Annotated in this window: 4 protein-coding genes and 1 pseudogene; all 5 read left to right on the forward strand. The window is 29.2% G+C overall.

Annotated elements, in window-relative coordinates:
* The 5 genes and pseudogenes from C7381_RS01595 to C7381_RS01610 all read left to right on the forward strand — a co-directional run bounded on the left by C7381_RS01595 (position 1) and on the right by C7381_RS01610 (position 14,838).
* Complete coding sequence (locus C7381_RS01595) at positions 1-1,707, forward strand: DNA topoisomerase 3 (protein ID WP_019117159.1); 1,707 nt, start codon at positions 1-3, stop codon at positions 1,705-1,707.
* Positions 1,708-1,985: 278 nt separating this feature from the next.
* Positions 1,986-2,545: pseudogene (locus C7381_RS01600) on the forward strand (type III toxin-antitoxin system ToxN/AbiQ family toxin).
* A gap of 1,179 nt (positions 2,546-3,724) precedes the next feature.
* Positions 3,725-4,033, forward strand: coding sequence for a TnpV protein (locus C7381_RS08820; protein WP_350310033.1), 309 nt, complete (start codon positions 3,725-3,727; stop codon positions 4,031-4,033).
* A 1,262-nt stretch (positions 4,034-5,295) separates the two neighbouring features.
* Entirely contained in the window at positions 5,296-13,662 is an 8,367-nt protein-coding gene (locus tag C7381_RS01605; protein WP_407653965.1) for an SNF2-related protein, read from the forward strand.
* Positions 13,663-13,695: 33 nt separating this feature from the next.
* Positions 13,696-14,838, forward strand: coding sequence for a hypothetical protein (locus C7381_RS01610; RefSeq protein WP_022620871.1), 1,143 nt, complete (start codon positions 13,696-13,698; stop codon positions 14,836-14,838).
* The last annotated feature ends 179 nt before the right edge of the window (positions 14,839-15,017 follow it).

A 15,017-nucleotide genomic window follows, 5' to 3' on the forward strand; every position in this document is an offset into this window, starting at 1 on the left:
ATGAAATTAGTAATCGCAGAAAAACCAAGTGTTGCAGCATCAATAGCAAAAGTTATAGGAGCAAAAAATAGAAATAATGGATATTATGAGGGGAATGGATACATTGTTTCATGGTGTGTTGGGCATTTAGTACAAATGGCAAATCCTGATGTGTATGATGAAAGATATAAGAAGTGGAGAATTGAAGATTTACCTATTATCCCAAAAGAATACAAGTATGAGGTAACGAAGACAACTAAAAAACAGTTTAATATTCTTAAAAGACTAATGAATAGTAATGAAGTTGACACCATTATTAATGCTTGTGATGCTGGTAGAGAAGGAGAAGCTATCTTTAGACTTGTATATATGATGGCAAATTGTAAGAAGAAAATGAAACGTCTTTGGATTTCCTCAATGGAAGACTCTTCCATAAAAGAAGGATTTAGCAACTTAAAAGATGGAAGTAATTATGATAATCTTTTTGATTCAGCTAAGGCTCGTGCCATAGCTGATTGGCTTGTTGGAATGAACATAAGTAGACTTTACTCCTGTCTATATAATGAAAATTATAGTGTAGGCAGAGTACAAACACCAACTTTATCAATGATTGTGAATAGAGATGATGAGATAAATAGTTTTAAAAAAGAAAAATATTATACAGTGGAGATTTCCATGAATGGATTTACACTTTCGACAGATAGAATTGATGACAAGATAGTGGCAGAGCAGCTTAAAAATTTAATCGGAGAAAAAATTGAAATAACCGATGTAATTAAAAAAGAAAAGATTACAAAGCCTAATCTGCCCTTTGACCTAACAACACTTCAAAGAGAATGTAATAAGTATTTTGGATACAGTGCAAAACAAACCCTAGATTATGCCCAAAGCCTGTATGAAAAGAAGTATATTACCTATCCACGAACAGATTCAAGATATTTGACAGTAGACATGATAGAAAGCACTGTAAATAATATTATAGGAAAAAATGATTTTGACACAGAAAGAATTAAGGTAGTTTTTAATTCTGAAAAAGTTACAGATCATCATGCAATAATTCCAACGATAAGTTCATTAAATAAGGATATTTCAAATCTCCCGGAAAGCGAAGCCAAAGTATATAGACTTATAACAAATAAACTCTATGCAAGTTTTGGATATCCACTTGTAGAAAATACAACAAAGATAGTGGCTGAATTTGACGGGTTTGAATTTATAAACACTTATAAAATAATTGCAGAAGAAGGGTTTACAAAATATTTAGAAGAATATACATCAAAGAAGAAAGAAGATATACAACTTCCTGATGTAAAAATAGGAGATTTTTTATATATTGAAAATAAAGATATAAAAGAGAAGTATACAAATCCACCTAAACACTTCACTGAAGACACACTCTTAAAAGCAATGGAAATAGCTGGAAATGATGAATTAGTTAAGGATGTTGAAATTGAAAGAAAAGGACTTGGTACTCCTGCTACAAGAGCGGGAATAATAGAAAATTTGATATACAAAGGTTATATAAAAAGAGAAAAGAAAAACCTAATATCAACTAGGAAGGGATTAAACCTAGTTACTATAGTTATAGATGAGTTTAAATCTCCAAAGACAACAGCAAAATGGGAAATGAGATTAAGTGATATAGCAAAGGGTAAGGAAAATAAAGAGAATTTTTTAAAAGAAATTGAAGAAGAAATAAAAAATACTATAGGTAAATATTATAAGTAAATTGATTATAAAAAATTGAATACGGTTATAGGAATGAAGAAAGGAGTGATTTATGAAAGAAATAGGGTATAATATAAGTGATAAAAGAGTAGGCATTAGGAAATTTACTTATTTGATATTACTATGAATATATGTTATACTCTTATCAGATAAAGATGGTGTCCCACTACCGTTAAAGGTGGAGCATTAAAGAAGGTGTCTCACTACCTATATCCCAAAGGTGAAGCATTAAAGCAAGCAGAGAGGATTAAACCTCTCTGTTTTTTTAGGAGAAAATAATGGTAGAAGTTATAAAATATGGATTTTATACTGTAAACTCTGATTACCTTGAATATCTAAATAAAGTAGATTCAGAAGTTTATTACAACCCATCGTATAGAAACAGTATAAAACCATTTGTTGGAATTATTGTTGGTATAGAAAATTATAATTATTTTATTCCAATTTCTTCTGCAAAGGAAAAACATAAAAAATGGAAGAATGTTTCTGATGAGCATTTTTTGATTTATGAAGTGATCGATAATAGTATTACTATAGATGGAGATATCTACAAATATTATTCTGATAGAAAAAAATGCACATATTATCTATATTGGATATTAAGAAAATGATTCCTGTACCGACTGATTGTTATGAAAGAATTGATTTTAACGAACTTGAGGATATTAGATATAAAGACTTATTTCAAAAAGAATACGCTTTTTGTTTAAAAATAAAAACAAAGGTCTTGATAAAGGTAGAAAAAATATACAAAAATCAAAAGAAAACAGGAATTATAAGAAGAGCAAATTGCAATTTTTCAAAGTTAGAAAAAGCAATGTTGGATTGGAAGCAATAGAATAAAGGCAGTTAAAGCGATTAGAAAAGTAAAAAATTCCAATCGTTTTTTTATTGCAATAAAAAGATAGCGTAAATGACATTTTAAAGTTATCTTTTGCTTACAGAAATTTAAAAAATAGAAAGAAATAAAGTTTAATAAATAAATATATAAAAATTTAGTTCATTTTTATCACTATAATGAGGAGGGATAAAATGCCAAGATATGATATAGTAGATTTAAGTAGAACAATCTATCTTGCAAAAGAAGAATTTAAGAAAGATATAAAAAAATATGAGGAATATTTAAAGGTATCAGGCAATAACTATAAGTATCCATATATACATCAAATATCTATATACAATATGGATCCAAAAGCAACAGCCTGTGCAGAATTTGATTATTGGAAAAGTATAGGTAGAAGCGTTAAAAGAGGCGAAAAAGGAATACCACTTTTAGATATAGATAGTGGAAGGATAAAATATATCTTCGACATAAGGCAAACAGTAAGTATTAATCATAATATTTCTGAGGTAAAGTTATGGAAATATGATAGCAAAAAGCATTTAAACTTACTAGATGAAATGATAGATAAGTTTAAAGAAAAAGATAGTAAGCTTCTATTAAGCCAAGAAGATAAAATTGCTGCCTTAGTAGAAAGTAATGTTAGAGGAAAATTCAATAAAATTTTAGAAAGTCTATCTGATGAAAGTTTAAAAAGCATTCAAAAGGTAGACCTTTTTAATTTGTTAAAAGAATCCGTAAAAATTTCTATAAGCGAGAGAATGGAGGTCTCATATCAGCTAAAAGAAGAAAACTTATCTTTACTGTCTAAAATATCAAGTTCGGACATAGACAAAGTATTAAGTATAAGTGCTAATATAAGTAAAAATATCTTACTTGATTTGGGAAGTGAAATAAAAAGATTAGAAATTTTAGAGAAAATTCAAGAAAGAAAAGATTTGGAGCAGACAAAAGAGCTTAAGGAGCGTTATAATAAATTAAGTTCTGATATAAACGGTGAAATAAATTTTAAAGGAGGCTTGGAAGATGAAAGAGAAATTAACATTGGCAGGCAAGGAATACCTCATGGAGGAGGGGATTTACACACCAATCGTCAAGGAGAATTCCTTCGAGAGACAGGGAGGGACATACAAGATGGAAGAATTGGAGGAAGGCATGGAAGTCCTAATACCCAATATGGCAATTCCCAAGGAAATAGATTTAAAGAAACTCAACAGATGGGGAAGGATGAGATTGAACTTTCTCAAGGAGAACAAAGAAGAGGATTATCAGATAATGTATTTGCAAGGGACATTGATGGATCATCTTCTATCAAAGGAAAAAGAGATAGAGGACTTTATCACGAGGGAAGAAGTCAAAATGATGGAAACTTGGGGTCTGACAGAAGAACTGAAAGAAGAGGACTATCTGAAATATCTGAGATTGAAGAAGAACATGGATATGACCCTACAAGAAATAGGGGAAAGGGAGATAATCCTAATCTAAAAAATGAGGAAGTAGAGTCTACTTCCTTTTTTTCTGCTAAAAATCATGGAGAGCAAATATCCTTCTCAAATCCAATAAGTCAAAGAGAAATAGATACATTTTTAATACATGGAGGAAATCATGAAGATGGAAGATTAGCAGTAATAGCAGAATTTTCTAAGGGTAAATCTTTAGAAGAACAGGCAAACTTTTTGAAAGAAATATATAGGGGAGCCAATGGTCTTGAAATTGAAGGAAGAAAGATATCTGCATGGTTTGGAAAGGAAGGAGCAATTTTTAAAGATGGAGATGAGGCAAGATATAGAGAAGGGCAAATAGTTTCTTGGAAAGATTTAGCTAATAATATTAATAATTTATTAGATAGAGGAGAATTTGCTAGCAATGTTGAGATTGTAGAAAGTGCGACATATGAAAGAGAAAAAATAGCAGAAAAATTATTGTATTTAAAGAGAGATCTTACTGATGAAACTAAGGATAGATATTTAGCGATTCTTAATGATATAAAAGGAAGAGGCTTCCCAGATGAAAAAGAAAATCTCGGGAAAAAACTTGAAGATAAAAATTTTATAAATAAACTCAGAAAAGAATACGAGGTATTTTTAGAAGAATATAAGATTAATCCTGATATTTTAAGATTTCATCATTATAAATTATCTAAAATCTATAATGATATCAATGATTTAGAAATAGAAAGAAAATTATATAGGTCAAATTTAAAGGATATTGCACCTATTCAGAGTTTTATAACACAAGATGAAATAGATGAAAGCCTAAAAAGAGGAAGCGGGTTTTCTGATGGAAAGAAAAGAATATATGAATTTTTTACTGAAAAGCATGATTTAAAAGAACAAGCAGATTTCTTGAAAAATGAATATGGCGTAGGTGGAAGTTCTCATGCACTATCTGCTGCAAGAGAAAGTGGTGAGTGGCACGATGCGAAGGGAATAAAATATAATAAAGGTAATGCAAAAGAAATACTACTATCTTGGTCTAATGTTGCAAGAAGAATTAATGACCTTATTAAAAAGAATAGATATATAGATGAAGAAAGTTTTGAAGAAAATAGGAAGAAAAAAACAGATCAGGAAATAAATAAAACAGAAAAAGAAAGCCAGGAGTATATAAATTATCAAGATGATTTGCCTCCAACTGATAATGATGTATATATAGAAAGAACAAATAATAGTTCTATATATTATTATCAAGGACAGTCTGTAGCAAGTATAGGTGATGATGGAAAACTTATCATTTATGATGAATTTATGCCAAACTTTTTAAAAGAAGAAATATATTCCATAGCCTTTGAAAAACAATTAGATATACCATTAGACCAGTTAGACGATGGAATTATTCTTGAGGGAATACATGACACTTTTTATATTAAAGAAAAGGAAGAAATAGAAGGAAGAGAATATTACCTTTTAGAAAGTCAAAGTCGATATGATGATATTCCAAATATTGTAGTTAATTCTAACAAAGAAGTTATAGATGATGATATAGTAAATGGTTTTGAAGAATTTAAGGAATTTTATCCTAATAAAAATAAAGAGAATATAGGTTTTGATTTAGATAGCCATAGAAAAGATGATTATTGGATAATTGAGTTTAATGAGGGTTCAAGTCTAATAGAAAAAGATTATGCAGGACAAAGGCTGACTAAAGAACTATTAGATGAAATAAGGGAAATAGATGAAAAGATAAGACTTCATAATAAGACCTTAGGAGAAGATGAATATGGGCAGATGACTGATAAGTGGGAGGGGTATTCCAAATTCTATTTTAACCATATAGTAGATGGGAAAATAGTTGATCACTATAAGATAGACATAGGTGATGGAAATGAGATCAACCAAAGAGACTTTGAATTTCTTTATGAACAAATAGGAAAAAGTCAGATAGAACTTAATCAAACTATAGAAGGAAATAAGATAGATGAAAAAATAATTTCAATAAATCAAATTGAAGATAGAATTTTTGATGTATTAGTTAAGGATAAAGTTTTAGAAAATGAAATTATAAAGGCAAGAGAAAACTTAGGAAATAATACCTTAGCAAGTTTTAACTCTGTATTCCAAAGAGAATATGTAAAAATCATGAGAGAAGTTGCCGATAAACAGGGAAATCTTCCGGATGATATGAAGGCAATAGATAAGGTTAAAGAATTAGCTATTAGAATAGAAAATAGATATAGAGAATATTTAAATAATTCACATGAAAACAATATAGAAGATGATAAGGAGATACTCTCTATAAAAGTGGGAGATATAGTTAGAACAGAGGATAATAAATATTTAAAAATAAAAGATATTTCCAGTGGATATGATAATAACCATAATCAAATAATATATTATTCATATGATGCCTATTTTGATAAGGACTTAAAACTATTCTCACATTCCTTTAAAGAAAGCGATTTAAAAGCTTTAGAAGTATTAAGAAATGAAGTAGAAGAAAAATTAACAAAAGAGATTGTAGAAGATAAAATAGCAGTAAAAGTAGGATTTTATTATGCTTTAGTAGATAAATATAAAACAAAGGATATAGAATTAGAAGAAACAGGAATTAGAGTTTATCCAAGAAAGGAAAACTCACAAGGAAAGATCTATACTTTATATAAAGGGAAATCTTTTGAAGATAGCAAAAAAATAGACAGTTTGTTTGATGAAATTACTGCCAAAATGAAAGAAGCAAATCTTACAAATTTAAATGATGTATTAGAATTGGAAAGGGAAGGTTTATTTGAAATTACTGATGATAAAGTTACAAAATTTGAGGAAGGCTATGATATAGATGTTCAAAGCTTTAATCAGCAATTTCCAGATTATTATAATGATATATATGTTTTTAATAAAAATCTTGAAATCAATGGAGCATATCAAAATTTAGCACATATAAATGAAGAAAATAAAATCACTTTTAATATAAATTTATCGCAAGAAGAAAAATCCAAAATTGAAGAAATAAGAGATAAGAAACAAGTTCTTTCCATGTTAATAGATAAGGATATCAAAGAAAAAAGAGAATACTATTTTGATCCTCAAGATGAAGAATACTTACTACTGTCAAAGAAAATAGAAGATGGATTATTAAAAAAACCAGAAAATATTATAGATGGAAAAGAAGGGTATAAGGTAGAGCTAATCTTAGATGTTAAGGGAAAATCTCTTAAACAAAATTTACGATACAATGGGTATATTTTAAATTCTAATCAAGCTATAAAATATAAAAGTTATAAGGACATATTAAGTAACTTACCTTATTTACTTGATGATAAACATAGAGAAGTGCTTTTAAATGGATATTTAAATCAGCAAATTGAAAATGATAGAACAAGGCAAGAAGAAAATCCATTTAAAGAAGGTATGAATGTTAGATACAAAGGAAAAGAATACACTATAACTGCCATTAACGATACTACAAGTCCTAAAACTATAGAACTAGAAGATAGCACAGGACTAATGAATGGTTTTATTACCGGAAGTGAAATAATTCTTTTTAATGACTACAAAGATCTTGATTTGGAAGTTATAAAAAAAGAGGAATTAATTCCGTTAGAAATAGAAGATTATAGTCTTTTAGGATTACCAGTTCAATTTAGAAATAAGGAATATTTAATTAAAGAAAATGAATTTAATGAAGCTGGAATGGGTAGATTAGCTTTAAGTACAATAGATAAGAGTGGTATTACTGAAGTAATATATAGTAGAGAAAGACCTGTTTCTAATATCTTTGTAAGAAAGGAAGATTTAGAAGAATATAAATCTAGTGAAAAAGATAAATTAAGTAAAAAACAATCTATCGATAAAGAGGAATTAGTAGAACAAATTAGCTTTGAAGATATTGACAATAATAACGAAGAAAAAGTTAAAAAAGACAATTCAAGGCTCTTATATAAAAGCCTTGATGTAATAAATAATAAATCTTCTCTTGTTGCTGATCAGTTTATAGTAAGTGTTGATAATGAAAAGGAAGAATTTTTAGTATATAGTTCATCTAATCCAAAAAATCATAGGGAATTTACTCTACCTTTTTCTTACCTCAAAGGAATTGACAAAATTGACGGAGATGGTAATTCATTGAAATTAACCACTCATAGAAAAGAAACTATTGATAAGAAGTTAGAAGAATATAAGGAATGGAAAGAAAATAATGATTTAATAAGGACTGATAGAGAGAATATAGAAGGTGTTTCTGAAGTTTCTTTAGAAAACTATAAAATTATTAATGAAGAAGAAATCCTACCACCTTCACAGAGATTAAAAAACAACATTGAAGCTATAAATGTCTTAAAGGCTTTAGAAAAAGAAAATAGAAGTGCAAGAAAAGATGAACAGGAAATTTTGGCAAAATATATCGGCTGGGGAGGACTTTCTGATGTATTTGATGAAGAAAAGGAAGGTCAATGGCTTGATGCAAGAAACTTTTTAAAAGAAAATCTAACTGGGGAAGAATATAATAGGGCAAGAGAATCAACCTTAACAGCTTTTTATACGCCGAAAGTAGTTATAGACGCTATCTATGAAAGTCTTTCTAATCTTGGATTTGAAATAGGAAATATATTAGAACCAAGTGCTGGGACAGGGAGATTTATAGGAAATCTACCTGAAGAAATGAAAGAGTCAAACTTTTATGGAGTTGAATTAGATAGCATTAGTGGACAAATTGCCAAAGAACTTTACCCTAATGCCAATATCCAAATAAAAGGCTTTGAAGAAACTTCTTTTTCTAATAACCTATTTGATGTGGCCATAGGAAATATTCCTTTTGGAGAATTTAAAGTAGCAGATCGTGAGTACGAAAGAAATAACTTTCTAATTCACGATTATTTTTTTGCTAAAACTTTAGATAAGGTTAGAGATGGCGGCATCATTGCCTTTATAACATCTTCAGGAACAATGGATAAAAAAAGTGAAGATGTTAGAAGATATATATCGGAAAGAGCAGAGTTTTTAGGAGCAATAAGACTGCCAAATACTACATTTAAAGGGGTAGCTGGAACAGAAGTAACTTCAGATATAATCTTTTTAAAAAAGAGAAATAGGCTATTAAAGATAGATGAAGACTGGATAAAGCTAGACAAAGATGCAAAAGGACTAATATATAATAAATACTTTGTAGATAATCCTCAGATGGTAATAGGGACTATGGAAGAAATACCGTCAAGATTTGGGACAAGCCTTGCATGTATTGAAAATAAAGATATTTCTTTAGAAGAAGGACTAAAAAAAGCCATTAAAAATATCCAAGGTAGGTATGAAGAAGCTCAAATAAATGATGATTTAGGAGAAGAAACAATACCAGCTGATGATAGTGTTAAAAACTATTCTTTTGCTTTAGTGGATGATGAAATATATTTTAGAGAAAATTCAATTATGCAAAGAATATCCTTAAACCAAAAGGATAAAGATAAGGTAAAAAAATATTTAAGATTAAATGAAAGTCTAAGGAAAGTTATAACCTATCAAAGAGAAGACTATTCAGATGAAGAGATAAAAAAAGAACAAGAAAATCTAAATAAATTCTACGATGATTTCAATAGCAAACATGGAAGACTAAATTCAAAAACCAATAAAAAGTTATTTAGAGAAGATGCCAATTTTTCTTTAATTTCAACTTTGGAAAAATTAGATAAAGAAGGCAACTTTATAGGAAAATCTGACATCTTTAACAAGAGAACTATAAAAAAAGCTGTAATAATAGATCATACAGATAGGGCAATAGATGCTCTGGTACTCTCTATTAGTCAAAAAGGTAAAATAAATTTTGATTATATGGAAGAATTGACAGGAAAAACAAGAGATAAATTAATAGAAGAATTAAAGGGAGAAATATTTTTAAATTTAGATTCCTTTGAACCTAATGATATAAATCCATTTAAGTCTGCTAATGAGCTAGGAGATTTTTCAAGACCTTACGTAAGTGCTGATGAATACTTGTCAGGAAATATAAGAGATAAAATTGAAGTTGTAGACTCTTATATTAAAAACATCGAAAAAGAGTTAGGAAAGGAAGAAAATCTAGAGGATAGTAAACTCTTAAAAAAAGAATTAGAAGAGTTACATTTTCAAAAAGCAAAGCTAGTGGAAGTAATGCCTAAAGCACTAGATGCAAGTGAGATTACAGTTAGAATGGGTGCAACATGGATACCGGAACAAGATTACAAAAAATTTATGTTTGATTTGTTGAAAACACCAGTTTCATCAAGGTGGAATATAGATATTAAGTATTCTGACTTTACAGGAGAATATAGAGTTGAAGGAAAAAGCTCTGATAGGGACAATGACCTTGCTTCTTTTACCTATGGTACAAATAGGGTAAATGCCTACAAATTGATAGAAGATACTTTAAATTTAAGAGATACTAAGGTATTTGACCAAGTAGAAGACAGTGATGGAAAGAAAAAATCTGTGCTTAATCAAAAAGAAACAATGCTTGCAAGAAGTAAGCAAGAGATGATAAAAGAAGAATTTAAAAGCTGGATATTTGATGATGTGGAAAGAAGAAATAGATTAGTAGAAGATTATAACGAAAGATTCAATTCCATAAGACAAAGGGAATATGATGGATCTAATCTTACTTTTGAAGGAATGAATCCTGAAATAGAATTAAGAGCACATCAAAAAGATGCCATAGCAAGAGGTTTGTTTGGTGGAAATACTTTACTTGCCCATGAAGTAGGAGCAGGAAAAACCTTTGAAATGATAGGTATAGCCATGGAGTCAAAAAGACTTGGTATGAGTAATAAGTCAATGTTTGTTGTTCCTAACCACATTGTAGAGCAATTTGGAAGAGAATTTAATGAACTTTATCCAGGAGCTAATGTATTATGTGCTACAGAAAAAGATTTTACACCAGATAGAAGAAAAAGATTTTGTAGTCGTATTGCTACAGGAAGTTTTGATGCTGTTATTATAGGGCACAGTCAATTTGAAAAAATTCCTATATCAAAAGAAAGACAAGAATATGAATTGCAAGGTCAAATTGATGAAATCATTGACTATATAGATGAATATAAGAGAGAAAGGGATCAAAGATTTACTGTAAAGCAATTAGAAAAAACAAAGAAAAAATTAGAGACAAAGTTAGAAAAACTAAATGCTGATTATAAGAAAGATGACGTTGTAACCTTTGAGGAACTGGGAGTAGATAAGTTATTTGTAGATGAAGCCCACGCATACAAAAACCTCTATCTATTTTCTAAAATGAGGAATGTAGCAGGAATTACTTCTACAGATTCACAAAAATCATCAGATATGCTTATGAAATGCCGCTATATGGATGAAATAACTAATAATAAAGGATTAGTATTTGCCACAGGTACACCAGTAAGCAACAGTATGGCTGAACTTTATACCATGCAGAGATATTTACAGTATGATGAATTAAAAAAGATGAAATTGCAACATTTCGATTCTTGGGCGTCTACTTTTGGAGAAACAATAACGGCAATAGAATTAAATCCTGAGGGTAATGGTTATAGGAGCAAAACCAGATTTGCAAAATTTTATAATCTTCCTGAACTTATGAATACTGTAAAAGGATTTATGGATATTAAAACAGTTGATGTTTTAAATCTTCCTACACCAATTGCCCATTATGAAACTATAAAAACAAAGCCTACCGAAGAACAAAAAGAAATTCTTGAAACTTTTTCCGAGAGAGCAGATAAGGTTCGTGATAAGCAGGTAGATGCAAGTGTTGATAATATGCTTTTGATTACAAATGACGGAAAGAAAATGGCACTTGACCAAAGGTTAATCAATCCTTTACTTTCTGATGATCCTAATAGTAAGGTGAATACCTGTATAAAAAATGTATTTAGCATTTGGGATAAATATAAAGATAAAAAATCTGCTCAATTAATATTTTGTGATATGTCTACACCAAGTAATGATTTTAATATCTATGATGATATTAAAACAAAACTTATAGATATGGGAGTACCTGAAAATGAAATAGAATTTATTCATAAGGCAAAAAACAATATGGAAAAAGACGCTATCTTTGATAAGGTAAGAAAAGGAGAAATAAGAGTCTTACTTGGTTCAACACAGAAAATGGGAGCAGGTACTAATGCCCAAGACAAACTAATTGCAATTCACGATCTTGATATACCATGGAGACCTGCTGATCTTTCTCAAAGGGCAGGCAGGATTGTTAGGCAGGGAAATGAGAATAAGGAAGTCCATATATTTAGATATGTAACAGAAAATACTTTTGATGCCTACCTATTCCAAACCTTAGAGAATAAACAAAAATATATTTCCCAAATTATGACGTCAAAGACTCCTGTAAGAGTTGCAGAAGATGTAGACGAAGCCACATTAAACTATGCCGAAATCAAAGCTCTTGCAACAGGAAATCCATTAATAAAGGAGAAGATGGACCTTGATGTTGAAGTTTCTAAACTTAAAATGCTAGAGTCCAATTTTAAATCAAATCTTTACAAGCTGGAAGATAAAGTAGTTAAATTTTATCCAAAGGAAATAGAAAGATTAAAAGAAAGGATAGAGAACTTAAAGGAAGATATTAAAAATGTTGAGCCTTATAGAGAAGTAGATAAAAATTTAAAAGAAGATAATAAATTTACCTCTCTAATTATTGACGGAAAGAAGTATATAGATAAGAAAATAGCTGGAGAGTTTTTGTTGAACAAAATTAAGGGAGTTAAAATATATAGGGAAATGGATAAAGATGGAGAAAAAATAGGTGAATATAGAAATTTTGATTTATCCATAAAATATGATTCTTTTTTCAATAAATATAACTTTATATTAAAAGGTAAGGGAGAATATAGAGGAGAGTTTGGAACAGATGGAATAGGTAATATAACAAGAATGGATAATGTATTAGATAAATTACCAGAAAGATTAGAAAATACAATTTCAAAACTAAAAGATACAGAAGAGCAATTTCAAACAACCAAAATTGAAATACAAAAGACATTTCCACAAGCTGAACTTTTAAAGGATAAGACACTAAGACTTGCAGAAGTAAATAATTTACTAGATATGGGAAAAAGTGAAAATATAAGCCAAGATAATCCATTACTAGAAGAAGTAAAGGAAGAATTGATAGACTTCCTTAACAGAGAATATGATGAAGAAAACAGGTTAGAGGACTTTGATACTATATTTCCTGACTTAACAGATATAGGAATAGCTTATACAACTACACCAGATGAAAAACATGAAATACAAGTAAGTTTAGATTTAATAAATTACAAGATGAACACCTATGTAGATAAGAACCTAATTGACAGCTTTCAATACACCTATGATCCCTTAGATGCAAGTGATTTAAAAGAGCTAGTACAGATAAAGACATCTATTGGCTTTTGGAATTTTAGTGAGCTTGTATCAGTAAATGAAGAAAAACTGAGAGAAGTAATGGGACTTGAAATAGATGATGATGGCAACTTCTATGATCCATTATCTAAAGATATGGATTTAGATGGAATAATAGATAGAAATGATGCTGACTTTAGAGATAGTAAAGTGCAGGAAATAGGAGATTTTGAAAGGAAAGAAAAAACATCTATTATGGATAAATTAAAGGAATATAAGGGAAATTTAGTAGTAAATAATAATATAAAAGAAATAAATAATAGTGAACCATGTGGCAGATAAAACTTTAAATGAGATTATTAGAGGACAAAGAATATGGAATTTGATAGAGATAGATTTAATGAATTTATTCGAGAAAATTTTTCTTTTGATGGTAATACTCAAAGAATAATCAACAATATAGTTGAATATGGAATTAAAAATTTTGCCGATTCAGAAGATAAATTAGTTGAATTTATTCAGACTACAATTGATGATCCAACAGTTGAAGAAATAAAACAATTTATTATTAGTGATGGAAAGGAAGAAGAAATAAAAGATTTAACAGATAAGAAAGATAAAAATAGAAATGGAGGAATAAAAATGAATATAAAAAAGGGAAATGTAATTGAAACTGAATTTGGGGACACTATGGTATTGGATGTGAAAGATAATCAAGCTACCTTATTTGACGGGAAGCAATTTATTTTAGCCACAAGAGTAGAGTTTAACAAAGAAAGTGGAAAGTATGAATGGGATTCTGTTAGATACGCAAGTGATATAAAAACAATAGCAAATATGGGAAATACAAATTTTGAAAGCATGAAAAATACAATAGATTTTTTAGCAGAATATAATCATAAAGAATTTGTAAAAGGTATTATATCTCTTGAAACAGGAGTAGAAAATGAAAATGTTCTTAATAATGCCTATGATAATTATATGAACGATTCAGTTATGGGTCTTATTGATGAAAAGTTTATTGAATATATAGATGAAGAAGAGTTAAAAGAAAACTTAGAAGCTAATCAAGAACAAGGAGATAAAGAAATGAAAGATATAGATAATAAAGAAAAGGATACATTAAATATAGATGGAAATATAGCAACTGATATAGAAATTAAAGATTTAAAATCAAAAGATGGAAGGGACTTTAAAGTAGCCTCCTTTTCTATTGCTGAAAATGACAAGGAAGGAAATGCAAAATTCATCAGCTGCTACGCCTATAATGACAAAATCAATCAAGTAAAAAATTTGAAAAAAGGAGATTTTGTACACCTATTTGGCAAAGAAAAGAAAAGTATGGGAAAGGATAATAAGGAATACACAAGTCTAAAAGTATACTCTGCAAAGTTATTAAAAGCTAAAGAGCATACTAAAGCAAAAGCATCAACACTAGGGAAATTAAAGGAATTTAAGACTAAAGGGGATATGAAAGTGGATGAAAAGAAGAAAAAGGATAATAGCATAGAAAGGTAAAAGATTATAGGGGGCAGGTTTTAGTCTGCTTACTGTATTGTATGATGGGGCAAGTTCCAATACTGGGGTGAAAGTCCCTAAACAGCGTATTTGTCGACGAATTCCATAGCAATCCTGAAATTTCACATGGAGATATGTGGAAGAGAGGAACGACCTGACTTGATGAACATGAATATGAT

Source organism: Ezakiella coagulans (assembly GCF_003096635.1).
Classification (GTDB): Bacteria; Bacillota; Clostridia; order Tissierellales; family Peptoniphilaceae; genus Ezakiella; species Ezakiella coagulans.

Coding starts and splice junctions, on each gene's coding strand:
- C7381_RS01595 (WP_019117159.1), top strand. CDS start 1: ATGAAATTAGTAATCGCAGAAAAACCAAGTGTTGCAGCATCAATAGCA.
- C7381_RS08820 (WP_350310033.1), top strand. CDS start 3,725: ATGGCAATTCCCAAGGAAATAGATTTAAAGAAACTCAACAGATGGGGA.
- C7381_RS01605 (WP_407653965.1), top strand. CDS start 5,296: ATGCCAAACTTTTTAAAAGAAGAAATATATTCCATAGCCTTTGAAAAA.
- C7381_RS01610 (WP_022620871.1), top strand. CDS start 13,696: ATGGAATTTGATAGAGATAGATTTAATGAATTTATTCGAGAAAATTTT.